This window comes from Campylobacter concisus, from assembly GCF_003048555.1.
Classification (GTDB): Bacteria; Campylobacterota; Campylobacteria; order Campylobacterales; family Campylobacteraceae; genus Campylobacter_A; species Campylobacter_A concisus_AO.
Genome location: NZ_PIRR01000029.1, coordinates 1 through 24,540 on the forward strand (window position 1 = coordinate 1; position 24,540 = coordinate 24,540).

Annotated in this window: 20 protein-coding genes; 18 read left to right on the forward strand and 2 right to left on the reverse strand. The window is 40.2% G+C overall.

Going from position 1 to position 24,540, the window contains the following annotated elements; translation table 11 throughout:
* The 5 genes from CVS92_RS06385 to CVS92_RS06405 all read left to right on the forward strand — a co-directional run.
* Positions 1–1,523: AMP-binding protein (locus CVS92_RS06385; RefSeq protein WP_234398709.1), on the forward strand; the 1,523-nt coding region annotated here is incomplete at its 5' end.
* Positions 1,520–3,130 carry a glycosyltransferase family 2 protein gene (locus CVS92_RS06390; protein ID WP_107788904.1) on the forward strand — a complete coding sequence of 537 codons (1,611 nt, stop codon included), beginning with the start codon at positions 1,520–1,522 and terminating at the stop codon, positions 3,128–3,130. The genes CVS92_RS06385 and CVS92_RS06390, both read left to right, overlap by 4 nt.
* Positions 3,131–3,132: 2 nt before the next feature.
* Complete coding sequence (locus tag CVS92_RS06395) at positions 3,133–3,555, forward strand: acyl-CoA thioesterase (RefSeq protein WP_234398710.1); 423 nt, start codon at positions 3,133–3,135, stop codon at positions 3,553–3,555.
* On the forward strand, positions 3,552–4,070 hold the full coding sequence (locus CVS92_RS06400; RefSeq protein WP_107788906.1) for a LolA family protein: 519 nt from the start codon (positions 3,552–3,554) through the stop codon (positions 4,068–4,070). The genes CVS92_RS06395 and CVS92_RS06400 overlap by 4 nt, the downstream gene beginning before the upstream one ends.
* Positions 4,067–6,295, forward strand: a complete 2,229-nt coding sequence (locus CVS92_RS06405; protein ID WP_107788907.1) for a hypothetical protein — start codon at positions 4,067–4,069, stop codon at positions 6,293–6,295. Before CVS92_RS06400 ends, CVS92_RS06405 begins: the two co-directional genes overlap by 4 nt.
* 50 nt (positions 6,296–6,345) lie before the next feature.
* Here CVS92_RS06405 and CVS92_RS06410 read toward each other — a convergent pair whose 3' ends face one another.
* The gene (locus CVS92_RS06410) at positions 6,346–7,596 is read right to left on the reverse strand and encodes a polysaccharide lyase family 1 protein (protein ID WP_107788908.1); all 1,251 of its coding nucleotides are present in this window, start codon (positions 7,594–7,596) and stop codon (positions 6,346–6,348) included.
* A 122-nt stretch (positions 7,597–7,718) separates the two neighbouring features.
* Positions 7,719–8,816, reverse strand: coding sequence for a CinA family protein (locus CVS92_RS06415; protein ID WP_107788909.1), 1,098 nt, complete (start codon positions 8,814–8,816; stop codon positions 7,719–7,721).
* A gap of 95 nt (positions 8,817–8,911) precedes the next feature.
* Between CVS92_RS06415 and ileS the strand changes: the two genes are divergently transcribed.
* The 13 genes from ileS to dapE all read left to right on the forward strand — a co-directional run bounded on the left by ileS (position 8,912) and on the right by dapE (position 24,472).
* Positions 8,912–11,668 carry an isoleucine--tRNA ligase gene (gene ileS / locus CVS92_RS06420; RefSeq protein WP_107788910.1) on the forward strand — a complete coding sequence of 919 codons (2,757 nt, stop codon included), beginning with the start codon at positions 8,912–8,914 and terminating at the stop codon, positions 11,666–11,668.
* A gap of 99 nt (positions 11,669–11,767) precedes the next feature.
* Positions 11,768–13,126, forward strand: coding sequence for an Asp-tRNA(Asn)/Glu-tRNA(Gln) amidotransferase subunit GatA (gatA, locus tag CVS92_RS06425; RefSeq protein ID WP_107788911.1), 1,359 nt, complete (start codon positions 11,768–11,770; stop codon positions 13,124–13,126).
* Positions 13,127–13,130: 4 nt separating this feature from the next.
* A complete protein-coding gene (gene guaB, locus CVS92_RS06430) occupies positions 13,131–14,579 on the forward strand; it encodes an IMP dehydrogenase (RefSeq protein WP_107788912.1) in 1,449 nt (482 codons plus the stop codon).
* A complete protein-coding gene (gene metX / locus CVS92_RS06435) occupies positions 14,579–15,685 on the forward strand; it encodes a homoserine O-acetyltransferase MetX (protein ID WP_107788913.1) in 1,107 nt (368 codons plus the stop codon). The genes guaB and metX overlap by 1 nt, the downstream gene beginning before the upstream one ends.
* Positions 15,686–15,688: 3 nt before the next feature.
* Positions 15,689–15,880, forward strand: coding sequence for an exodeoxyribonuclease VII small subunit (gene xseB, locus CVS92_RS06440; RefSeq protein WP_012140368.1), 192 nt, complete (start codon positions 15,689–15,691; stop codon positions 15,878–15,880).
* A complete protein-coding gene (locus CVS92_RS06445; RefSeq protein WP_107788914.1) occupies positions 15,873–16,667 on the forward strand; it encodes a carbon-nitrogen hydrolase family protein in 795 nt (264 codons plus the stop codon). Before xseB ends, CVS92_RS06445 begins: the two co-directional genes overlap by 8 nt.
* 119 nt (positions 16,668–16,786) lie before the next feature.
* Positions 16,787–17,140, forward strand: a complete 354-nt coding sequence (locus CVS92_RS06450) for an MmcQ/YjbR family DNA-binding protein (protein WP_107788915.1) — start codon at positions 16,787–16,789, stop codon at positions 17,138–17,140.
* Between the two features lie 85 nt (positions 17,141–17,225).
* The gene (gene murC / locus CVS92_RS06455; RefSeq protein ID WP_107788922.1) at positions 17,226–18,533 is read left to right on the forward strand and encodes a UDP-N-acetylmuramate--L-alanine ligase; all 1,308 of its coding nucleotides are present in this window, start codon (positions 17,226–17,228) and stop codon (positions 18,531–18,533) included.
* Entirely contained in the window at positions 18,533–18,850 is a 318-nt protein-coding gene (locus CVS92_RS06460; protein ID WP_107788916.1) for a hypothetical protein, read from the forward strand. The genes murC and CVS92_RS06460 overlap by 1 nt, the downstream gene beginning before the upstream one ends.
* The gene (locus tag CVS92_RS06465; RefSeq protein WP_107788917.1) at positions 18,844–19,188 is read left to right on the forward strand and encodes a hypothetical protein; all 345 of its coding nucleotides are present in this window, start codon (positions 18,844–18,846) and stop codon (positions 19,186–19,188) included. Before CVS92_RS06460 ends, CVS92_RS06465 begins: the two co-directional genes overlap by 7 nt.
* Positions 19,185–21,386 (forward strand): endonuclease MutS2, encoded by a 2,202-nt coding sequence (locus tag CVS92_RS06470; protein ID WP_199906415.1) that lies wholly within the window; start codon positions 19,185–19,187, stop codon positions 21,384–21,386. The genes CVS92_RS06465 and CVS92_RS06470 overlap by 4 nt, the downstream gene beginning before the upstream one ends.
* A gap of 75 nt (positions 21,387–21,461) precedes the next feature.
* Entirely contained in the window at positions 21,462–23,375 is a 1,914-nt protein-coding gene (locus CVS92_RS06475) for an EAL domain-containing protein (protein WP_107788919.1), read from the forward strand.
* An 8-nt stretch (positions 23,376–23,383) separates the two neighbouring features.
* Positions 23,384–24,472 carry a succinyl-diaminopimelate desuccinylase gene (dapE, locus tag CVS92_RS06480; protein WP_107788920.1) on the forward strand — a complete coding sequence of 363 codons (1,089 nt, stop codon included), beginning with the start codon at positions 23,384–23,386 and terminating at the stop codon, positions 24,470–24,472.
* Positions 24,473–24,540 lie beyond the last annotated feature (68 nt).

Genomic DNA, 24,540 nt, shown 5'->3' on the forward strand with positions numbered 1-24,540 from the left:
TTGTTGATATTGATAAAAATTTATACTCACAAGTTGTTATTTTTGGGGCAAATTTAAAAGAGTATGGCCCAAGTGAGGTAGAGATCTATATAAGCGAAACTTTTGACTTTTGTGTAGCTTTTTTTGGAGCACTTGCGATCGGCGTGAGACCGATTTTGCTCGCAAAGCCTATTTTTAGTAGTGATAAATTTAATATCAATGATGAAAATTTCAAGAATTTTTTGGCTCCAGCTAGAAATATGGAGCCAAATTTTAATCTAAATTCTACTTTTTTTCTTCAAACTTCGGGCTCGACTGGAAAGAGCAAAAATATCCCAAAAAGACTTGGTGCAATGATAGAAGAAGGGCTGTTTTTAAAAGAAGAACTTGGATTTAATGAAAGCGATACATTTTTTTCAAGCGTTTCACATCAGCATATGTTTGGCCTTACTTTTAAGGTATTCTTGCCCATCATCTCTGGTGCAAAGGCTGTTAGCAAGGAGCTAAATTACCCAGAGGCGATCTTTGAGCTTGATCTTTCAAATTTAAGCTTTGTAACAAGCCCAGTTTTGCTTCAAACGCTAATTTCTAGCCCAAGAGCAGCTGAAATTTCAGGGCTAAAAAACATCATCTGTGCCGGCTCAGCCCTAAAGAGCGAGCTAAGAGCTAGCATAGCAAAACTAAGCAGTGCGTGCATCATCGACATCTATGGCAGTACCGAAACTGGTGTAGTGGCTAGAAATTTAGGCGATGAGCTTTTATTTTTTAGTAAGGTAAAGGCAGGTCTTAGCGAGGACGAGGCGTTAAATGTGAGCTCGCCTTGGTGTGAGTTTTTCCAAACTAGTGACTGGGCGCAGATAAATGGCAATAGGCTCACACTAAAAGGTAGGATCGATAGGATAGTCAAACTAAATGACAAAAGGGTCAATCTAATAAGCATCGAAAATAAGATGCTTGAAAGTGGTCTTTTAAAAGACTGCTACTGCGATACGCATCCAAAATTTAAGCGTCTGGCTGCACTTTTAGAGCTTAGTGAAGAGGGTGTGAAACTCTTTAGAGATAGCGGTAAAAAGGGCATTGTAGCAAGGTTAAATGAGCTTTTAAGGCCTGAGTTTAAAAATAGTGTTAGGTATTTTAAAATCGTTAGCTCACTTTGTAAAAACGCGCAAGGGAAATTTCTAAAAGCAAATTTTAAAGAGCTTTTAGAAAAAAGTGAGGAGCCTAGCTGGGATAAAAGTAGCGAGGACGGCGTTTATAAATTTAAGACAAAGCTTAGCCCAGCACTTGGCATTTTTACTGAACATTTTCCAAATTTACCTCTGCTACCTGGCTTTGTACAGCTTGATTTTGTATTTAAATTTGCAAGAAAACTTGGCGCAGAAATAGGCGATCAGTGCGTGGTGGAGAATCTGAAATTTTTAAAATTTGTAAGGCCAAATGACGAGCTTTGTATAGAAATTTTGCAAAAAGATGAGAAAGTTTGTTTTGAGATATTTTGCAATGGCACTAGAAGTGCTGCTGGTAGGATAAAGCTGGGCTTATGAAGACGCTTTTTCTCATACCATTTTACAACCATCCAGAGAAGATAAAAGCCCTTTGTAAGGCGCTTGCGAGATACAATCTACATATTTTGATAGTCGATGATGGCTCAAACGAAGCTTCAAAAAAGGCTTTGCAAAATTTGAGCGAATTTGGTGTAGAAATTTTGACAAGGGCACAAAACGGCGGTAAGGGAGCTGCACTAAAAGATGGCTTTAGACACGCTGTGCGAAATGGCTACACGCATGCATTTCAGATCGATGCTGACTTTCAGCATGACATAAGCGAGGTGGCTGAGTTTTTAGAGCTTAGCAGAAAGTGTCCGCATCATATGATAATGGCTGATCCGATTTATGGCGAGGACGCACCAAAGTCGAGGTTTTATGGTAGAAAGATCACAAATTTTTGGGTCAAGGTAAATACATTAAGCACCGACATAAAAGACGCGATGTGTGGCTTTAGAATTTATCCTCTAAAAGAGCTTGAGTGGGCGATATCTCAAAGCAGGTCAAATAGGATGGAATTTGACATGGAAATCCTTGTAAATGCCGTAAGAGTAGGCACCAGACTAAAGTGGATACCGCTAAACGTAAGATATGAAAAAGGCGGCGTTTCGCACTTTAAAATGCTAAAAGATAACGTATTAATAAGCCTTATGCATGCAAAATATTTTTTTAGTTTGGTTCCATTTTTGCTAAGTAAAGCCCTTAAAGGACAAAAATATGCATGGTGGCAAAAAGGCGAAAGATCAAATGAATTTTTCTTAAGGGTGAGCTTGTTTTTAACTAAAAATTTACCTATTTTTCTTATAAAACCTATCGTTATGATCGTCGTTTGTTTTTATTATATTTTTTCAAAAATAGAGAGAAAAAATATAAGAGAATTTTTGCAAAATGTAGAGAAATTTAGCGGTAAAAAACCAGTTACTGGTGTTTTTAGAAATTTTTATGAATTTGGTATTGCGATTTGCGATAAATTTCGTATTTGGCAAAATGGTGTGCTCGAAAATGAGCTAGATATTGACGAGCTTATGTGGATAAAAGAAGAGTTTGAGGTATCAAATCGTGGCAGAATTTTGCTAACAAGCCATCTAGGAAATGTAGAAATTTGCAAGGCACTCTCGCTTAGATCACCAAGCTTTCGCATGATCATCTTGGTGTATAGCAAGGGAAGTGAGAATTTTTATAAAATTTTAGAGCAGATAAGTAAAGGGCAGATCAAGCTAATAAGCGTAGAAAACCTCGATGCAGCATCTATGCTTGAGCTAAAAGAGGCGGTAGAAAACGGTGTAAATATCGGCATAATGGGCGATAGAACCCCGGTAAATGGTGATAAATTTGTCGAAGTGAGCTTTCTTGGCAAGATGGCTAAATTTAACTATGGCCCATACTTGCTAGCTGGCATTTTGGGTGTAAAAATGAGCACACTTTGGTGCGTGAAAAATGGCGATAAATTTAGTATCGAGCTAAGCGACATCGCAGATGAGATAAAACTAGGTCGCGACCGCAAGGCAAGCGTCATACCATACGTGCAAAGCTATGTAAGGCAGCTTGAGGAGCAAGCGTGCAAGAGTCCGTCGCAGTGGTTTAACTTTTTTGATTTTTGGAGATAAATTTGAAAATTTCACACGTTAGCACATTTAAAGTGGCGTTTTTTGATGTTGATAGCATGGAAGTGATGTGGCATGGAAACTACGTCAAGTACCTAGAAATGGCACGCTGCGAGCTACTTGACAAGCTAGGATACAACTACATTGCTATGAAAAAAGATGGTTACGCCTTTCCTATCGTAAAACTTGACGTAAAATACGTGCGCCCAGCCTTTTTTAATGACGTCATAAAGATCACGACGACGCTTAGCGAGTGCGAAACATTTTTAAAATTTCACTACCTTATAGAAAATGAAAAGGGCGAAAAACTAAGCGAGGCAAATACCGCGCAAGCTGTCATCGATATGAAAAGCTTGCAAACTTGCTTTGAGATGCCAGAGGCCCTAAAAAATGTACTTAAAGCTTACACAAAAAAGGAAAATATATGAAAAAAATAGCTCTTTTTTTAGCCATTTTTATATCTTGCTTTGGCTATGAGCTAAGTGAGCTTAAAAATATAGTAAAAACAGATGGAGTAAGCGGAAATTTCACGCAGACAAAGAGCCTGGCCGGCTTTAACAAAAGCATAAAAAGCACGGGCGAGTTTAAACTAGAAAAGGGCGGTCTTTACTGGGATACACTAGAACCAGTCGTCTCAAAGGTTTTTATAAACAAAGACGGCATTTTTAAAAACGAAAATGGCAAGCTTGAAAAGACGAGCGCAAATTTTGACGAAAAGCTCTTTCTTGCTATCATCAGCCTAGATGAAAACGAGCTTAGAAAAGAATTTGACATAAAAACAAGCGGCAGTCTAAAAAAGTGGAGCATAGAGCTAAGCCCTAAAAATTTACTCTTTAAACAAATTTTTAAATCCATAAAGATAAGCGGCGATAAGGCGGTAAAAAAGATCGAGCTTGATGAGGTAAGCGGCGATAAAACACTAAATGAGTTTAGTCTAAAATGAAAAAACTAGCCACGATCTTGGCTTTTATCTTTGTTTTTTTAGCCTCGCTTGGCTACTCACTTGCAAGCCTAAAAAACGTGCAAACTGACATCTTTTCACTGATAAATTTCAAGGGCGCCAAAGAGGCAAAGGTACTAAAAGAGGTGCAAGATGAGATGGCGTCAAATTTTTTAGTGCTAGTAAATTCCAAAGAGCTAGCCAAAAATGTGCAAAGCTTAGCTCTTAAAAGTTCGCTTTTTAAAAGCTTTGAGGCGAACTTAGATATAAATTTAAACGATTTAAAAAGTGACATCAACCGCTCGAAGATTGCGTTTTTAAGTAGGGCTGATCTAGAGCTTTTAAAAAACGATAAAAACGCTTTTTTCCAAAAACGTGCAGAGGAAATTTTTAATAGCTTTAGCTTTAGACTTTTAAATGTAAAAGATGATTTTTTCTCGCTAAGTAGCGGCTTTAGCGCAAAAAATGGCAATGTGAGCTTAAATTTAGCCGAGCTCATGCTTGAGGTAAAGGACGGAGAGAAGAGCTTTTTCTTGCTAAAAGGTGAGCTAAAAAAGGGGGTTTCGAGCGAGGGGCTAATAAATTTTTATCACGACCTAAATGCGCTAAAAGTTTGGCAAAATGAGCTTTTTGTGCACTCAAGTGCCCTCTATCAGGCATTTTCAAAGCAAAAAAACGAGACTGAGAGCCTTTATATGAGCGCGCTCTCGCTTAGTTTGACCGCTATATTTTTGATGCTTGCTTTTAGAAATTTGCGAATTTTTTATGTGATATTTATCGCTGTATTTGGCTTTAGTGTGGCATTTGCAGGCACTTTGCTATGCCTTGGTGAGCTAAATATCCTTACTATTTTAATAAGCACAAGCCTCATTGGACTCATGTTTGACTACGTCTTGCACTGGCTTAGCAAAAACGAGGGCGAAGCGATCAGGGCTAGCAGCATAAAAAATATGCTAAAAATTTTCTTGCTAGGCCTACTTATCACGCTTAGTGGCTATCTGGCTTTTACTTTTTCTGATCTTAGGCTGCTTAAAGAAGTGGCGCTATTTTCGGCGTTTGCACTAGTTACTGCGTTTTTAGCCAGCTACTTTTTCATGCCTTTAGTCTTTGAAGGGGTGAAATTTTATAGATCAAAGGTTTTTGACGCGTTTTTAACTAAATTTTGTGATCTCTCAGGCGCGGTTGCAAGGCATTTGGGGGTTAAATTTCTAGCTATCTCACTTATTTTACTAGCTATTTTTCTTGTTTTTGATCTTAAAAATTTATCAAAAAGCGAAAACGTAAAAGACTACTCAAATATGCCAAAGAGCCTGCTAGCGGACTCTTCTTATATATTAAGCTTAACTGGCAACAACCAAAATACGATGATAGTGACAAGATCTAGCGGTGATATTTTGGGTGATGAAAAGAGCCTTTTAGATGAGCTAAAAAAGAGAAATTTGATAAAAGATGAGAGCTCGCTAAGTGATATGTTTTTAAGTAAAAGTGAGCAGGGTGAGCTAAAAGAGGTGTTTAAAAAGGTGCTTGATGATGAGCAAATTTATGCGGTTTATGAGAAATTTGGCTTTAACAAAGATGAGATAAGGGATGAAATTTTAAAAATTTTGGGCGAAAAAGAGCTTGGCGTGAGTGAAATTTTGGCTCTAAAATCAATGAAGGATTTTAAGAAATTTATGCTTGATGAAAATGCAAGTGTGGCTTACGCGAGTGGCTTTGTAAAAGGAGCGGCAAGTGATGATGTGCTAGAGCGCTACAACGCTTTTAGTCTAAATTTTGCTAGCTCGCTAAATGAGAGCCTAACTCAGGCAAAAGAGCTTGCTCTAAAGCTAAAAATAGCAGCACTTGTGATCGCATTTTTACTGCTATGGTTTTACTTTAGTGCGCTTATCTCGGCACTTGTGATGGGCACCATCGTCTTTGGCGTGCTTCTTACGCTCTTTATCTTTGCCGTTTTTGGCATAAATTTAAGCATCTTTGGTGTCTTTGGGCTTATACTTGCAAGTGCTGTGGGGATTGATTACATGATATTTGCGCTAAATGAGAGCCTTAGCGAAAAAGAGCGAATTTATGGGATATTTTGCGCATTTATCACGAGTTTTATCTCGTTTTTTACCCTCTCTTTTAGTCAGACCGCCGCTCTTAGCGTCTTTGGGCTAAGCGTTAGCCTTTGCGTGCTGATATATGGGCTATGTGCTAGCGTTTTGGCTTGTAAAAATATAAAAATTTAGCTTTGTTTTCACGCCCCAAGCGTTTTGGCTAGCTTGGGGCTTTGGTGATATTATTTTATGACGGCTAGTTTGCCTGTGCCAGCGTTTTGATTTACCTCTTTTTGGACATTTGAAGCTTCGAGGAGCTCAAATTTATATGGAGGCTCAAATGGTGGTTTGTCTAGCTTTTCGCAAACGCTGCCCTTTTTAGAAAGGTCTATGTTGCCGCTTTCAAAAATGGTGCCTTTGTTACATTTGTAGCTTATCTTGACGCCATTTGTAAAGTAGTTGTTTTGAGCGTATACTAGCGAGCCAAAGCGCACTCCAATGGCGTATTTTTGGTCATAAAAGCCATCTTTTGAGTCGTAAAAGTTGTTATAGACGTGCACCTTTGCATTGCGTGCCATAGGTAGGCGTTGCGCGCAGTTGTCAAAAATATTATGAGCGACCGTTATAGTTCTCGTTTCGCTGCTGCCGTCCGAGTCTCTTGAGCCTATTAGCATCGTTTTGTCGTGGTTTTCAAAGATGTTGTGCGAGATCGTGATAGCCGCACTGTCCCCCTTGATGTCGCATAGTCCGTCATAGGTTTGCCATTTAGTAAGCTCTCCGCCTGCTAAATGCACATGGCTAAGATCCACAGTGTCCTTAAAATGGCAGTGATCTATCCAGATGTTTTTGCTTGATTCTATGCTAATGCCGTCATATTGCGCGTTGAAGCCGTCATTTTTTTGTATATCTGGAAATGGATCAAAAGCATCTTCGACCAACATGTTGCGGATCGCGATATTTTGGACATTTTTTAGCAAAAGTGAGCCACCTTTTATGCCTGAGTTTTCGCCTAGGCCGATTATCGTGGTATTGCTAGCTACCGGCACTACGATGAGCTTTTTGTATTCGTTGGCTAAATTTTTGCGAAGCGCTGCTAGCTTTGGATCTTGCGAACCATCTAAATTTGCATGGCATGAAGCGCCGTAAGCCTGCATAAATTTAGTATAAGTGTCAAACTCGCCACCGCTAATCTCACTTATAAATTTATCCAGCCCCAAGCTATTGCCATTTTGCGGTATCTTGCCTTCGCTAAGGTCTATGAGCCCATCCACATAGATGACGTAACCACCCATTTGAGCGTATTTTACGAGTTCTTGTCTATCTTTTACGACTACTTCTTTACTCTCTTTGCCGGCGTATCCGCCAAAATTTTGCTCTGTTCCAATGCTAGCGTAACCAAAAGGCAAGTCACTTGCTTTTATCTCGCCCACCTGTGCCTCAGCGCCAAATGCAAATAACGAAGAAACGGCTAGAAACAATATCTTTTTAAACATCTTTAGCCTCCTAAATTTGGCTTTTTATTTTTGATCTTCTGCTAGAAAATCGCTGCCGAATTTTATTTTGGCTCATTAAATTTAGCGTAAGACTTTTATAAATTTTTAGTAAAAGCGAAATTTTACGCGAAAAATATCTCACTTTTTAAGCGAAGTAGGCATAGATACGCACTTAGCACGCTTTGCTCTCTAACGTAGTTGCGCTCCCCTTTTAAAAGCAGTCTCTCAACCTCGATGTTGCCGTTTCTATCGCCAGCTGCGACATATACCGTGCCAACTGGCTTGCTAGCTGTGCCCCCACCTGGTCCTGCTATACCGCTAATAGCAAGTGCAAAGTCCGCATTTGTCGTGCTTAGCGTGCCTTTTACCATTGCTTTTACGCAAGGCTCGCTCACGGCTCCGTAAGTATCTAAAATCTCATCCTCAACGCCCAGCCACTCGTGTTTTATGTGGTTTGCATAAGTCACCAATGAGCCATCAAAGCTAGCCGAGATGCCGCCATATCTTGCAAATTTAGCCGCTGCAAGCCCAGCCGTGCAAGACTCAGCAAATGAAATTTTAAGCCCATTTTGCATGAGCTTTTTTGCTACAAATTTGATCACATCTTTTTGCGGGATAAATTTTTGCGAAAATAGCGTTTTTACCCCTTGTAAAAAGCTCTCGATCTGGCCAAATTTATTGCTTTTTGCCCTTACTAGTATCAAATTTGGCAGGATCTGCGCAAGAGTGATATCGACCTCATAAGTTTTAGCAAGTGGTAGCATAAGGATCTTCGCGCTATCTGCGTCGATGTCTATTAGATGAAAGTAGCTAAAATCAGGCTCATAGTCGGTTAGAAACTCGCCTAGCTCTTCATTTGGATTAGCTTTTATAAGATTTATCTGGGCGTTATTTAGACTGGCTAAAAAGCTATTTTTAGAGTAGTCTAAGCTATCTTTAAGCGCAAGTGTCGTGCTATCTTTTAGCTCGAGCGAGCCCCCAGTTAGCGTCGCTACGATCTTTGCGGCGATGGCAAAATTTTCATCCGAGCCAAAAATGCTTACAAAGTCGTAATCTTTTGATAAATTTTCGATGATAAAAGGTAGCTCTTTGCTATTTTTTGGAGCAAAACTGACAGCTCCAAGCTCGCCAAAATGATCCTCGTAACTTTGAAAAATGTAGTTTAGAAATTCTCTATTTATCTCAAGATCTTCGCCTATTATCAAGATACTTTGTCTCATTTTTAAGCTCCTTTTTTTGCCTCATTATACTATTTTTCAGTGTGATTTAACCAGCACAGGTGTAAAATTAGCAAATTTTAAAATCAAGGTAAAAAATGGACTACAAAGAGACACTTTTACTCCCAGAGACAAATTTCCCGATGCGCGGAAATCTTCCACAAAATGAACCACAAAGACTAAAATCATGGTACGAAGACCGCAAGGTTTACGAAAAAATGAAGAAAAATCGCCAAAATGCGGTTAAAAACTTCAACATCCACGACGGCCCTCCGTATGCAAACGGCCACCTTCACATCGGCCACGCGTTAAATAAAATTTTAAAAGATATCATCACAAAAACGCACTATTTTTACGGCGAAAACGTCCGCTACGTGCCAGGCTGGGACTGCCACGGCTTACCGATCGAGCAACAAGTCGAAGTAAAGCTTGGTGACAAGAAAAAAGAGCTTAGCAAGGTCGAGATCAGGGAGCTTTGCAGACAGCACGCGAGAGAATTTATAGACATTCAACGAAATGAATTTAAAAGCCTTGGCATCATCGGCGACTTTGAAAATCCATACATGACGATGAAATTTGAGTTTGAGGCTGACATCTACAAAGCACTTTGCGAGATCGCTAAAAAGGGGCTTTTAGTTGAAAGAAGCAAGCCGGTTTATTGGAGCTGGGCGGCTAGATCGGCGCTAGCTGAGGCTGAGGTCGAGTACGAGGAGAAAGAGGACTACTCTATTTACGTAGCATTTGAGCTTGACAGCGACGCGCTAGAAAAGCTTGGCGTAAAAGAGGCAAGCGCTGTCATCTGGACGACCACGCCTTGGACACTCCCAGCAAATCAAGCCATAAGTCTAAAACCAGATGAAATTTATGTGCTAACGGCTGAAAATTTGATCTTTGCAAAGCCACTACTAGAAAGTGTTGTACAAAGCGGCCTAAGCAAGGGCGAGGTCAAAAAAGAGTTTAAATCAAGCCTGCTTGAAAATACTCACGCGATAAATCCACTAAACGGCAGAAAGTCACGATTTTTACTAGGTGATCACGTCATGATGGATGGGGGTACTGGACTTGTTCATACAGCTCCAGGACATGGCGAGGACGACTACTATGTTTGCCTAAAATATGGCTTTAGCGAAATTTTGATGCCGGTTGATGATGGTGGCTGCTACGATGAGAGCATAAAACATTACGGACTATTTAGAAGTGATGTGGTAGATGAGTTTGTCGGCATGCACATCTTTAAAGCAAATGAGAAAATTTTAGAGCTACTTGGCAAAAGCTTGCTTAGCGTCTCTAAATTTAGACACTCTTATCCATTTTGCTGGAGAACGCATAAGCCTGTTATTTATAGAGCCACAAAGCAGTGGTTTATAGCTATGGACGAGGCTAAACTAGGTGGCAAAACGCTTAGACAAACAGCGCTAAAAGAGCTTGAAAAGGTTAAATTCTACCCAAGCGTAGGCATAAAAAGAATAGGTTCTATGATAGAAAATCGCCCAGACTGGTGCATCTCTCGTCAGCGTGACTGGGGCGTGCCGATCGCGTTTTTCAGAGATAAAGCGACAAAAGAAGTTATATTTGATAGTGAAATTTTAGACCACATCGTGTCTATCTTTAAAGAAAAAGGCGCTGATGCGTGGTGGGCGCTAAGCATAGACGAGCTTTTGCCAAAAGGCTCAAAATATAAGGCTGAAAATTTAGAAAAAGTGATGGACATCCTTGATGTTTGGTTTGATAGCGGCTCGACATGGCATGCGGTCTTGCAAAGCGATAACTACGACGCTGGCAAATATCCTTCAAGCATGTATTTAGAGGGCTCAGATCAGCACCGCGGCTGGTTTCAAAGCTCGCTTCTAGTAAGCACAGCTATAAATTCTCACGCACCTTATGAGAGCATCCTAACTCACGGCTTTACTGTCGATGCTAAGGGCGAGAAGATGAGCAAGAGCAAGGGCAATGTCATCGCTCCACAAGATGTGGCTAAGACTCACGGCGTGGAAATTTTACGCCTTTGGGTTGGCATGAGTGATTACTCAAGCGACCTAAAAATAAGCGAAGATATATTAAAACAAATAAGCGAGCAATACCGCAAAATCCGCAACACGATCCGCTTTTTACTAGCGAACGTAAATGATCTTGAGAGCCTAAATACAGAGTTTAACATCCTTGATAAGTGGATATTAGCACGCGCTAAAAAGGTCTTTGATGAGGCGAGCGCTTGCTTTAGAAATTACGACTTTTCAAAGGGCTTTAACATCCTTTTAAATTTTCTATCAGCCGATCTTAGCGGCGTCTATCTTGACGTTTGCAAAGATAGGCTTTACTGCGACGCAAAAGACGCTCCAAGAAGAAGATCAGCCCAAAGCGCGATGGCGATCATCACAAAGGCACTTTTGCCACTCATCGCTCCAACACTTACTTACACCGTCGATGAGGTTATGGACTACGCTCCAAAGATCATCAAAGGCGACGCAAAAGACGCGTTTGACCTAGTCTATGAGCCAATCAAATTTGATCTTAGCTTTGAAGATGAGCTGCTTTTTGCCAGCAGGGAGAAATTTAACGAGATCGTGGATGTTCTTAAAAAGGACAAAAAGATAAAATCAACCCTAGAGCTAAGCCTAGAGACAACTAACCACAACATCACAAGCTACGACGAGCGCGAAATGGCCGATCTTTACATGGTAAGCTCAGTTAGAGCTTATGATGATAGCGAGCCACTAGCTGAGTTTGAGCTTGAGGGCGATAAATTTAAGATCATAGCAAGCAACCTTCACAAATGCCCAAGATGCTGGAAATTTAACGCTAGCAAAGAAGATGCGCTATGTCCAAGATGTGAAGAGGTCATAAGTGCTAAGTGAGCCAGTAAGCGCAACTATCATAATAGCAACGATCGCTGCGGTGGTCGTTGTTAGCTTGTTTGGCATATTTTTGGTTAATAAATTTAAAGGATAAAAATAGTGGTAACTTTGAAAGAAGCTTTAAAATTTTCAGCTGAAGAGATAAAAAATTTAAGAGCCGAGCTTGAGGCAAAGATCATAAAAGAAAAAGAGCTTGGCGCTTATGTCGAGCAGCTAGCAAATTTAGAGATCGCAAAACTAGGCGAGGGTGTGCCTATCGCTATAAAAGACAACATCCAAGTAAAAGGCTGGAGTGTTACAAGTGCTTCTAAAATTTTACAAGGCTATGTAGCACCATATAATGCAACAGTCATCGAGAAGCTACTTAGTAAAAATTTAGCTCCATTTGGCCGCACAAATATGGATGAGTTTGCTATGGGAAGCACGACTGAGAGCTCATTTTACGGCAAAACACTAAACCCACTAAATCATGCCCATGTCCCAGGTGGCAGTAGCGGTGGCTCAGCAGCAGCAGTCGCAGCTGGCCTTGCAGTAGCCGCACTTGGTAGTGACACTGGTGGCTCAATCCGTCAGCCAGCAGCATTTTGTGGATGCGTAGGTTTTAAACCAACTTACGGCAGAGTGAGCAGATACGGCCTTGGCGCTTATTCAAGCAGCCTTGATCAAATAGGCCCAATCGCTCAAAACGTAGAAGACGCAGCCATTTTATATGACGCGATCGCTGGACATGATCCAAAAGATAGCACGAGCGCAGATGTGCCATTTGTTAGCGTTAGCGACAAGATAGACGGCAACAAAAAGCTAAAAATTTGTGTCATCAAAAACTACGTAGAAAACGCAAGCGAGCAGACAAAAGCTGCTTTAAATTTAGCCATCGAGAAGCTAAAATCACACGGTCACAGCGTAACTTACACAAATTTTGAAGACTCAAAATATGATGTCGCGGCCTACTACATCATCGCAACCGCAGAGGCAAGCGCAAATTTAAGCCGCTACGATGGCGTGAGATATGGCAGACGCGCAGATGCTAAAAATTTAAAAGAACTATATGTAAATTCACGCTCAGAGGGCTTTGGCGAAGAGGTAAAAAGAAGAATTTTGCTTGGTACATTTGTACTAAGTAGCGGATACTACGATGCTTACTACATCAAAGCGCAAAAAGCAAGAGCACATATAAAAGCTCAGTACGAGAAAATTTTAGAAGAAAATGATCTCATCTTCATGCCAGTTGCTCCAAGCACAGCTTATAAATTTGGAGCACACAGCGATCCGCTTCAAGCCTATCTAAGCGATATCTACACGATCAGCGTAAATTTAGCAGGCCTTCCAGCTATCTCTGTGCCAGTTGGCAAAGATGATCAAAATTTAAACGTGAGCGCCCAGCTCATCGCAAAAGCGTGGGACGAACAGACCTTGATAAATGGTGCTAAGAGCCTAGAAAATTTAATAAAAGGATAAAAATATGAAGATAGTAAAGAGAGCTTTAACGTTTGAAGATGTGCTTCTTGTGCCGCAATACTCTGAAATTTTGCCAAAGCAAGTTGATGTCAAAACCAGGATTAGCAAAAATGTCACGCTAAATATCCCGATCGTCTCTGCTGCGATGGATACGGTGACTGAGCATAGAACTGCTATTATGATGGCGAGGCTCGGCGGTATCGGCGTCATCCACAAAAATATGGACATCGAAAGTCAAGCAAAAGAGGTCAAACGCGTCAAAAAAAGCGAAAGTGGCGTCATCATCGATCCTATCTTTATAAATCCAGAAGCAACCGTGGCTGAAGCTCTAAGCCTTATGTCAGATCTTCATATTTCAGGCGTTCCAGTCATCGACAAGGACCGCAAGCTAATAGGAATTTTAACAAACCGCGATTTGAGATTTGAGACAAATATGAGCACTTTGGTAAAAGATCGCATGACAAAAGCGCCGCTTATCACCGCACCAAAGGGCTGCACGCTTGATGATGCGGAAAAAATTTTCTCTCAAAACAGGGTTGAAAAGCTACCTATCGTCGATAAAGACGGCAGACTTGACGGACTTATCACCATAAAAGATCTAAAAAAACGCAAAGAGTATCCAAACGCAAACAAAGATAGCTACGGCAGACTTCGCGTGGCTGCGGCTATCGGTGTTGGTCAGATTGACCGCGCTAAAGCGCTAGTTGATGCTGGCGTAGATGTCATCGTCATCGACTCAGCTCACGGTCACTCAAAGGGCATTATTGATACGTTAAAAGAGGTAAAAGCAAATTTTAATGTTGATGTCGTAGCTGGTAATATCGCAAATCCAGCAGCTGTAAAAGACCTAGCAGAAGCAGGAGCTGATGGCATAAAAGTTGGCATTGGACCAGGATCAATATGCACCACAAGGATCGTTGCTGGTGTTGGCGTGCCTCAAATTTCAGCGATTGACGACTGCGCAAGCGAAGCAGCAAAATATGGCATCCCAGTTATCGCTGACGGCGGTCTAAAATACTCAGGTGACGTGGCAAAAGCTCTTGCGGCAGGTGCAGCTTGCGTTATGGCTGGTAGCTTACTTGCAGGTTGCGAAGAGAGCCCAGGCGAGCTTATAACATTCCAAGGTCGCCAGTATAAAGTATATCGCGGTATGGGATCGATCGGCGCTATGACAAAGGGTAGCTCGGACCGCTACTTCCAAGAGGGTACCGCTCAAGACAAGCTTGTGCCTGAAGGCATCGAGGGCCGTGTGCCATTTGCTGGCAGCATAAAAGATGTGATCCATCAGCTAATAGGTGGCCTAAGAAGCGCAATGGGCTATGTTGGCGCAAAAGATATCCCAACTCTTCAAGAAAAAGCTGAATTTGTCGAGATAACAAGCGCTGGACTAAAAGAGAGCCACGTCCACGACGTAGTTATCACTCACGAGGCACCAAACTACAAAGTTAATTAGTGTTAGACCTGCAAACTAGAACTATTAAATTTAACGAGCCACTCTATCTTGAGAGTGGCCGTATACTATCAAATTTTAAGCTTATTTATGAGACTTACGGCACACTAAATGCTGATAAAAGCAACGTTATCGTGATCTGTCACGCCCTAACTGGCTCACACCACGCTGCTGGCACTTACGCAGGCGATGAGAAAGCTGGCTGGTGGGACGGGCTAATAGGCAGCAAAAAGGCGGTCGATACCGATAAATTTTACATTATCTGTGTAAATATACTGGGTTCATGCTTTGGCTCGACTTCGCCACTAAGTGTGGATAGAAGTAGCGGCAAAGAGTATAGACTAAATTTCCCAGTCCTTGCCATAAGTGACGTTGTAAAGGCGCAAATGAGGTTATTTAGCGAGCTTGGCATCACAAGGGCAAGGGCTGTCATCGGTGGCAGTCTTGGCGGTATGCAAGCACTTTGCTATGCTATTGAGTTTCCAGAATTTGCACAAGATATCGTCATGCTCGCAAGTACCTATCAGACCAAGCCATGGGCGATAGCGTTTAACAAAATCGCCATCGAAGCCATTTTAAACGATGAAAATTTTAAAAATGGCGAATACGACGTGGAATTTATAAGAAAAAATGGGCTAAAAGGTATGGCTTTTGGCAGGATGGCAGGTCATATCAGCTTTTTAAGCCCTGATAGCATGGATGAGAAATTTGGACGCAACTACGTAGAAACTGACGGTCTTTACGAGCTTTCTGGGCGCTTTCAGGTGGATCGCTACATGGAGTACAACGGTTACAACTTCCCAAAGAGGTTTGACCCACTAAGCTACCTATACATCGTAAAAATGATGAACATCTTTGACTGTACAAGACACTATGACAACCTAAAAGACGCCCTTGCGCCAATACAAGCAAATTTGCATCTAGTCGCTTTCAAAGGTGATCTACTCTTTCCGCCAAGCTGTATGAGAGAAATTTATGACGCACTTTGCCAAATGGGGCAAGAAGATAGGATAAATTTCATAGAGATAGATAGCAACTACGGCCACGACGCGTTTTTGGTCGAAATAGAAAAATTTGATGGATATATAAAAAATATATTAAAAGGATAGAAAATGGAGCAAAAAGAGCAAAGTTTTGAAGAAAAATTGGCCCTTGCGGATAAAATTTTAAACGATCTAAATAAAGATGATGTGAACCTAGAAAATAGCATAAAGCTGCATGAGCAGGGCAAAAAGCTCTTAAATGAAGCAAGAGAAATTTTAGAAAACGCAAAACTTAGCATAAAGCAGGTGGACGATGAGTAGAATTTGTGCTCTTCAGCTACCAACGCAGCCGCTAAGCGAGGCAAGACTCGATTATTATTTAAAAATTTGTGCGGACGAAAATGCAAGACTTGTTGTGCTGGGCGAATACGTGCTAAATAGCTTTTTTAAAGAGCTTATTAGCATGCCAAAAAGCCTTATAAAAGAGCAAAGCGAGCGCAAAAAAGAGGCTCTTTTTGCAATGGCAAAAAAGTATGATTTAAATATCGTTGCACCCATTGTAAATCTAAAAGGTAAGGAAATTTTTAAAAGTCTAGCTAAATTTACCCCAACACAAGTCAAGCTCTATGATCAGCAAATTCTCATGCCTTACGCTCACTGGAATGAGGCTAAATTCTTTAATAACACAAGCGATGAGCTAAATTTACCTATCTTTACATATGATAAATTTAAAGTAGGCGTTATGTTTGGCTATGAGGCACATTTTGACATTTGCTGGGCTTATATGAGCGCTAAAAAGGTCGATATTGTTCTAGTGCCAACGGCTTGTACATTTTTTTCTCAGGCGCGCTGGGAGGAGCTTTTAAAGGTTAGAGCCTTTACAAACAACGTCTATGTGCTGCGTGTAAACCGCGTAGGAAGCCATAAAAGTGATGATACGCAGTGGAGTTTTTATGGAGATTCTATGCTTATTAATCCATTTGGTGAGATCAAAAATAGGCTAGGCAAAAACGAAGAGATGATGATCGATGAACTTAGCAAAAAGGAGCTTAGCGAGGCTAGAAGCACCTGGGGCTTTATGCATATAGAGGCTAAATTTAAAAGATAAAACGCTGTGCCTAGGTAGAAAAGAGCAAATTTAGTAAAAGTTATCACGATTACGAGTTGGGTAATGTGACATCACAACTACGAGAATGAGCGCTCTTTAAAGGAATTTTGGAGTGAAATTTGAAACGAAGCGACGTTGAGAAATACATAAAAGAGAAATTTGACATTTTAGGTGAGCAAATTTTCCCAAAATATCCAAATTTTAGCGCCTTTCGTCACAAGAAAAACAAGAAGTGGTTTGCGCTACTCATGGAGATAAGTGCAAGCAAGCTTGGGCTTGAAAGTGACGAGATGATAGAAGTTTTAAATCTAAAATGTAGCCCTGATCTAGCCATGGTGCTAGTTGATGAGATGCAAATTTTTAAGGCATATCATATGAATAAAAAGCACTGGATAAGTGTAAATTTAAACTCCAAAATCTCACAAAAAACCGTTTTTGATCTGATAGATGAAAGCTTTAGCTTAAGCAAATAAAAGCCATTTTCAGCCTTAAATTTAGTAGTTTTTGTTAAAATCACGAAAAACTTAAGGATAAAATTTGCAAGAGCTAAACAACGAGATCAAAAAAGTCCATTTCATAGGCATCGGCGGCATCGGCATCTCAGCCATCGCTAGATTTTTACACGAAAAAGGCCACAAGATAAGCGGTAGTGACATCAAAGAGAGCAAAACGACGCTGGAGCTAAAAGATGAAGGCATCGAGGTCATCACGCCGCACTGCAAAGAGGCGATAAAAGACCAAGACTTCGTGGTCTATTCAGCTGCGATAAAAGAGGATAATATCGAGCTAGTGGAGGCCAGACGAAAGGGCATAAAGTGCTTTTCTAGAAAGGAAATTTTGCCTTATGTGCTTGAGGATAAGTGCGTCTTTGCAGTAGCTGGCGCACACGGCAAGAGTACGACTTCAGCGATGCTAGCAAGCCTTATCGAGGGTTCAGTCATCATCGGCGCCATCTCAAAGCAGTTTGGCTCAAATATGCGCTACGCTAAAAGCGATAACGTCGTATTTGAGGCGGATGAGAGCGACTCAAGCTTTCTAAACTCAAACCCATATCTAGCCATCGTCACAAATGCAGAGCCAGAGCACATGGAGCATTACGACTACGATCTAGCTAAATTTTACGCAGCCTACAAGGGCTTTTTGGAGCGCGCGAAGGTTAGAGTGATAAACGCTGAGGACGAGTTTTTAAGCACGCTTAAGCTTGATGCGATCAGACTTTACCCAAGCACCGATATCACCGAGCTTACAATGGTTGTAAGAGACTATCAGCCATACACTAGCTTTAATCTTAAAAATTTAGGCAAATTTGAAGCCTTTGGCATGGGCGAGCACATCGCCATAGACGCATCTTTGGCTATTCTTGCTGCGATGCACGAGACGCCGCTAAAAGACATAAGAGAAAATTTACTAAATTTTAAAGGCATCAAAAAGCGTTTTGACATACTTAGTGCAAACAAAAATTTTGTTCTAATCGACGACTACGCGCACCATCCAACCGAGATAAAAGCAACGCTAAAATCAGTCTTTGAATACGCCAAAATTTTAGGCATAAACAGCGTTACAGCGATATTTCAGCCACACCGCTATACAAGACTTAGCACAAATTTAGCTGGCTTTAAAGAGTGCTTTAAGGGCGTTGATGAGCTTGTCATCTTGCCAGTTTATGCAGCTGGAGAAAATCCTATTGAAGTTGATATGAAGAGCGAATTTAGCGAGTATAACCCGATCTTTACAGACAAGGTCGAGAGGGTTGAAGAGGGGATAGAATTTACAGATGAATTTGGCGTGAAAAACCGCCTGAGTGATGGCATCGTAGTTGGCTTTGGAGCGGGCGATATCAGCGTACAGCTAAGGGGCGGATATTAATGGATCTAAGCACTTTCAAGCCTCAAGATGAAAATGAAATTTTAAAAGAGATAAAAGAAAAAGAGCTTAGTGAAGAAGAAATTTCAAGCCTTATAAATTTAGGCAAAAAAGATATTTTGATAGCCCTTGCGAGGTCGCAAAAGTTAAGTAGCACTCAGATAAAAGAGATGCTGCCAAATGCCCCGTATATGGCTGTTTGCTTGCTAGTTGAAAAACAAGATATCAGTGAGGTTAAGGCTGAAATTTTAGAAAAGATCGAGCCTCATTCTGAGCTTTACAAAGAGCTCATCGCAAAATATAAGGGCGTAAAATGGTAAGAAATTTGATCCTAATCGCTGGCTTGATCGTACTTTTTGGAGCGATCTGGGCGATAAAAGATGAAAAGATCAGCAAAGGCATAAAAGCGCTCGTTAGCGCAGTGCTTGTAGCGATCCTTGTTTGCGTCTATTTTTACGAAGAGAATTTATCAAAAAATGAGGACGCCATCTCAAAGCTAGTTAGCGATTTTAAACAGGGCAAAGTGCTAAAATGTGGCGAATACAACGTGAGTGCTGAGAAATTTAACTACGAATTTGGCACGGCGTCATTTTTGCCAAAACGAGAATTTAGTGATCTCTCAGGCGTCATTGTGCCTATAACGAGCTGCGAGCAATGAACGATATATTTGCAAAACTCGATCTGGGCGAGTATCTGGATAAATTTAACTCATTTTTAGCAAGGCAAAAACCGCTATTTTTACAAGGCGACAGCAAAATCCACTTTGAAAATATAAACGAGCTTTCAAAGTATGATTTTAAGGCGCCTGACGAGATAAAAGAGCTTGATGACGCGCTTATGAGACTTAGCAAGCAAGCAGTACTTCACATCAGTGAAATTTACGAGTTTGCAAAGATCATTAAGTATTTTTCATATCTAAAAAAGCAAAAATTTGAAGGTAGGCTTGGCGAGTGGATCGCTAAGGTTGAAATCCATGAAGCGATGAGCCAGATGGCAAACAGCTTTGATGAAAACGGCGAGTTTAGCGACAGCGTGGATGAGAGATTTGCTGCGATAAAGCAGGCATTTAGCGAGAAAAAGCGCCAAATCGATGCTGAGCTTAAAAAGCTCATCTACTCAAAGCACATCACGCCTTATCTTGTAGATACCCAGACGCACTACATCAACTCGCAAGAGGCACTTTTGGTGCGTGGCGGCTTTAATCACGCCCTAAAAGGCACCGTGATCGCTAGAAGCTCAGGCGGCTACTTCTACGTCGCACCTGCAAGCACCGAGCGCCTAAAAAAGGAGCAAAGCGAGCTGCTTGATAGAAAAGAGGAGATCATTTTTGAGCACTGCAAGAAATTTAGCCTGCAGATGAGCAAGAGCCTGCTTTTTTTGAAATTTATAAATAACGCTTTTGATCAGTTTGACGCATATCAGGCTCGTGTAAATTTGGCTAGATCACGTGATTATGAGTTTGTTTTGCCAAATAGCTCGCACGTTATCAAGCTTGAGAAATTTGCCCACCCAGCGCTAAAAAACCCAAAAAGCGTGAGCGTGGATTTTAGCAAAAAAGTGCTTCTCATTACCGGCGTAAATGCTGGCGGTAAGTCGATGCTTTTAAAATCGATCATCTCAGCCACGCTTCTTGCAAAGTATCTGCTGCCTATGCGTATCGACGCAAACCGCTCAACGATCGGCTCTTTTAAAGAATTTGACGCGATCATCGAAGATCCGCAAAGCGTGAAGAACGACATCTCGACCTTTGCTGGCAGGATGGTGCATTTTGCAAAGCTTTTTACTAAAAAATCTATCATCATCGGTATCGACGAGATCGAGCTTGGCACCGATTTTGAAGAGGCTGCGAGCTTGTATGGCGTCATGATAGAGCGCCTCATCACTCAAGATATCAAAATGATCATCACGACCCACCACAAGCGCCTTGCGATGCTATTAGCTAAGAATCCAGAGGTTGAGCTAGTGGCGGCACTTTACGACGAGGTGGCTCAAAGGCCTAAATTTGAGTTTTTAAAAGGCACGATCGGCAAGTCTTACGCCTTTGAAACAGCGGCAAGATACGGCATATCTCAAAATCTAGTGGCTCAGGCAAAGAAAATTTACGGCGAAGATAAAGAGAATTTAAACGAGATCATTACAAAGACGCTAAATTTACAAACCAAGCTTGATGAGGGGATAAAAGAGGTCACGGCAAAAGAGGAGCGGCTGGAGCGCTTGCTTGAAGAGCAAAAAGAGCTAAAAGAGAAAAATGAGATCAAGCTAAATGCGACTATTTCGCGCCTAGAAAAAGAGTATTATGAAGCGATAAATGCGGCAAAAGCTGTTATAAATTTCAAGGACATTAAAGACAAGCAAAGGGCGCTAAACGTGGCAAATGAGAAAAAAGCTGCCATCGTTAAACCTAAAAAAACTGAGCGTGAGAGCCTAAAAGTAGGCGATAGAGTGAAGTATGAAAATATCAAAGGCACGGTTTTAAGTATCTCAAAAAATGACGCGATGATCGAGTCAAATGGCATAAATTTACGCGTGCCACTAGAGCTTTTAAGAAAAAATGGCAACGAAGTGGTGCTACCTAAAAAAGGTGGCGTTAGCCTAAATGTAGATAAACCAAAAACGGCTTCGCTCTCGCTTGATCTGCACGGCATGAGAGCTGACGAGGCGATAGCAAAGCTTGATAAATTTATCTCAGATAGTCTTGTTATGGGGTTTGATGAGGTTAGCGTATTTCACGGCATCGGTACTGGCAAGCTTGCCTTTGCAGTTAAAAATTTCTTAAAAGAGCATCCAAGTGTGAAAGAATTTTTTGACGCACCGGCAAATCAAGGCGGATATGGCGCTAAAATAGTCAGACTTTAACTTTTTTCCAAAAGTTAAAATTTATTTTAAGGTTGATATAATCAGGACAAGTACACAAAATAAGGGAAGTAACTTTTGAGTAACAAGGACGAGCAAACGGGTAAAAATCTAAATATCACTAAAACGATTATAGGTTTAGTGTTTGTTTTGGGAAGTATTTTTTTAGTCGAAAACCTGGCAGTTTTTTATTTTAAATTTAATAATGCTTCTGCTGAAAATGGTTTTAATCTTCGAAAGAAAGTTGATTATTTGACATATCAATATGTTGATTATTTCAAAAATGCCAGCAAATATAATGTCGCAAATTTTCAATCTTACATTAACGATAGCGCTATGGGTGATGTCCTTTTATTAAAGGATGATAATAAAAATGGATACAAGGTCGTAGCGTCTTCAGATAAAAGAATAATAAATCAAGAATTTAACGACAAAAGCTGTGGAAATATCTTTGCTCATAATTTCCAAAAAGATTATTTTTGGGCAAAAATTTTGCCAGAAAACGCTGCTCAAGTTTGTATGTTTGTACCGGTTGGAGAGTATATATTAGGCTTTAAAGGAAAGGTTGATCAACGTATTACTGGTACACATGATGAGTACTTTTTTGAGTGGCTTTTAAACAATATGACTTTAACATTCATCTTAAGCTTAGTTGGCGCAATAGTTGCTTTATCCACTTGTATATGGTATGCGGTTAAATATATAAAAGAAAAAAATAACTATAATGAATTAAAAACAGATGCTAAAAAACAGATAGAAGAGCTTGGAGAAAAGCTTTATATCGATCCAATGACTGGACTTTTAAATAAAACAGCATTGGTGCGTGATATTAATAGCTATGAAAATCCTAAAGTAGTGCTTATAGATATTGACGATTTTGGCAAGATGAATGACTTTTACGGTAAATTTGCATGTGATCAGATTTTGGTAAAGATGGCTGATTTGATCAGTGAATTTGCTAAAGATGAGAATATGAAGGCTTACTGTATAGAAGCAGATAGGTTTGCTCTGGTAGAAGATAGCGATAGCTTTATCGATAGATATGAAGATATGGTTGAAGATTTGATAGAAATTTTTAAAGGTCGTATGCTAAGTATAGTCGATGAAGATGGTAGGGAGATAGAAGGTATCGAGATACATAGTACAATAGGCTTTGCTCTTGATAGTGACCAAACGCTAAGAAAAGCAACAATAGCATTAAAAACAGCAAAAGAGCAAGATAAAGACTATGTTTGTTATTTCAAAGGGCTAAATCAAAAAGAGGAATACGCAACTCAAATAGAACGCTCTAAACTGATACAATACGCCACTATAAACAACAATATAGTTCCTTATTTTCAGCCGATAGTTAATGACCAAAAGGTACCTGTAAAATACGAATGTTTGATAAGACTTTTAGATAGAGGCGACGTTATATCACCAAATATCTTTTTAGATATCTCAAAGCGTATTAAGCGTTATGCTGATCTTGAGAAACAACTCATTGTAAAGTGTTTTAAACAGCTTGTAGAGGATAAGAATTTAGTACTTTCTATAAATTTAAGCAGTAGAGATATGATCGATGGTGATGTTAGCTCACTTGTTTTAAATTTATTAAATAAGCACAATGTTGCTGGTAGAGTAGTATTTGAGATCGTTGAAGATGAAGAGCTTAAAAATTTAGAGAGAGTTTCAAATTTTATCGAGCGTGTAAAAAGCATGGGCGCAAAGATCGCTATTGATGATTTTGGCTCAGGATATTCAAATTTTTCTTACATTATAAAGATCAAGCCTGACTACGTGAAGATCGATGGCTCTATTATAAAAGATATAGACATAAATAAAGATTCACACTCTATCGCAAGTGCGATCGTGGCATTTGCAAAAGACCTTGGTATAAAAACTATTGCTGAATATGTGCATTCAAAAGAGATATTTGAAATCTGTAAAGAGATCGGCATAGATGAGTTCCAGGGCTTTTATTTTGGTGCACCAGAGCGTGCTGGCTCATAAGGCACTTAGTGGTAGTTAGCTTTTTAAAAGAGCTTTTAAGCTTTCGCTCTATCACACCTAATGATGCTGGAAGCTTAGAATTTATTGCTAAATTTTTGCCTGATTTTGAGGCGAAATTTATAGAAAAAAATGGCACAAAAAATCTCATACTTTCTAAAATTTATGGTGATGGCGAGCATCTAGCTTTTGCTGGACACGTTGATGTCGTGCCTCCAGGTGAGGGCTGGGATAGCGAGCCATTTACTCCACTAGAAAAAGATGGCTACATCTACGCAAGAGGCGCACAGGATATGAAAAGTGGCGTGGCTGCTTTTGTTTGCGCTGCTAAAGATACGAAATTTGATGGGAAGCTAAGCCTCATATTAACAAGCGACGAAGAGGGCGATGGCACATATGGCACGCCTTTAGCACTTGAATATTTGCGCGAAATAAATGATTTGCCAAAATTTTGCGTAGTGGCTGAGCCAACTTGCGATAAAGAATTTGGCGATAGCATAAAAGTTGGCAGACGTGGCTCGATAAATGGCAAGATCGTGATAAAGGGCGTTCAAGGGCATGTGGCATATCCTGAAAAGTGTGTAAATCCGGTAAATTTGATAGCTCCACTTTTAAGTAAGATAGCTGATCATGATATGGACGGCGGAAGTGAGTTTTTTAGTCCAAGCAAGATTGTGGTAACTGATATCAGAGGCGGTATGCAAGTTTGTAATGTCACTCCAAGTGAGCTTAGCATAATGTTTAACGTTAGAAACTCAAATTTAACCGATGTAAATGATGTTGAGAGCTATCTTAGAGAGGTTTTAAAAGGGCTTGATTATGAGCTTAGTATAAAGCAAAGCTCAAAGAAATTTTTAACAAACAAAGATAGCAAAATCGTAAAAAATTTAATAGCTTCTGTTACAAAAATCACCGGAGTCACGCCGGTTCTAAATACAAAGGGCGGCACGAGTGATGCAAGGCACTTTGCTGAATTTGGCGTAGATGCGATAGAATTTGGCGTCATAAACGACCGCATACATGCCAAAAATGAGCGAGTTAGTGTTGATGAAGTAAATAAACTTTATGAAATTTTTAAAGATTTGATAGAAAAATTTTAATCCATAAATTTCATTATTTTTAAACCAAAAATTTATTAATTGTCTAAAAATATTTTCAAAAGCTATTT

Bases quoted from the DNA above. Each gene is read 5' to 3' on its own strand.
- CVS92_RS06405 (WP_107788907.1), top strand. From the start codon at position 4,067: ATGAAAAAACTAGCCACGATCTTGGCTTTTATCTTTGTTTTTTTAGCC.
- CVS92_RS06415 (WP_107788909.1), bottom strand. From the start codon at position 8,816: ATGAGACAAAGTATCTTGATAATAGGCGAAGATCTTGAGATAAATAGA.
- CVS92_RS06470 (WP_199906415.1), top strand. From the start codon at position 19,185: ATGAACGATATATTTGCAAAACTCGATCTGGGCGAGTATCTGGATAAA.
- CVS92_RS06445 (WP_107788914.1), top strand. From the start codon at position 15,873: ATGAGTAGAATTTGTGCTCTTCAGCTACCAACGCAGCCGCTAAGCGAG.
- CVS92_RS06390 (WP_107788904.1), top strand. From the start codon at position 1,520: ATGAAGACGCTTTTTCTCATACCATTTTACAACCATCCAGAGAAGATA.
- guaB (WP_107788912.1), top strand. From the start codon at position 13,131: ATGAAGATAGTAAAGAGAGCTTTAACGTTTGAAGATGTGCTTCTTGTG.
- CVS92_RS06400 (WP_107788906.1), top strand. From the start codon at position 3,552: ATGAAAAAAATAGCTCTTTTTTTAGCCATTTTTATATCTTGCTTTGGC.
- CVS92_RS06410 (WP_107788908.1), bottom strand. From the start codon at position 7,596: ATGTTTAAAAAGATATTGTTTCTAGCCGTTTCTTCGTTATTTGCATTT.
- CVS92_RS06465 (WP_107788917.1), top strand. From the start codon at position 18,844: ATGGTAAGAAATTTGATCCTAATCGCTGGCTTGATCGTACTTTTTGGA.
- ileS (WP_107788910.1), top strand. From the start codon at position 8,912: ATGGACTACAAAGAGACACTTTTACTCCCAGAGACAAATTTCCCGATG.
- xseB (WP_012140368.1), top strand. From the start codon at position 15,689: ATGGAGCAAAAAGAGCAAAGTTTTGAAGAAAAATTGGCCCTTGCGGAT.
- CVS92_RS06460 (WP_107788916.1), top strand. From the start codon at position 18,533: ATGGATCTAAGCACTTTCAAGCCTCAAGATGAAAATGAAATTTTAAAA.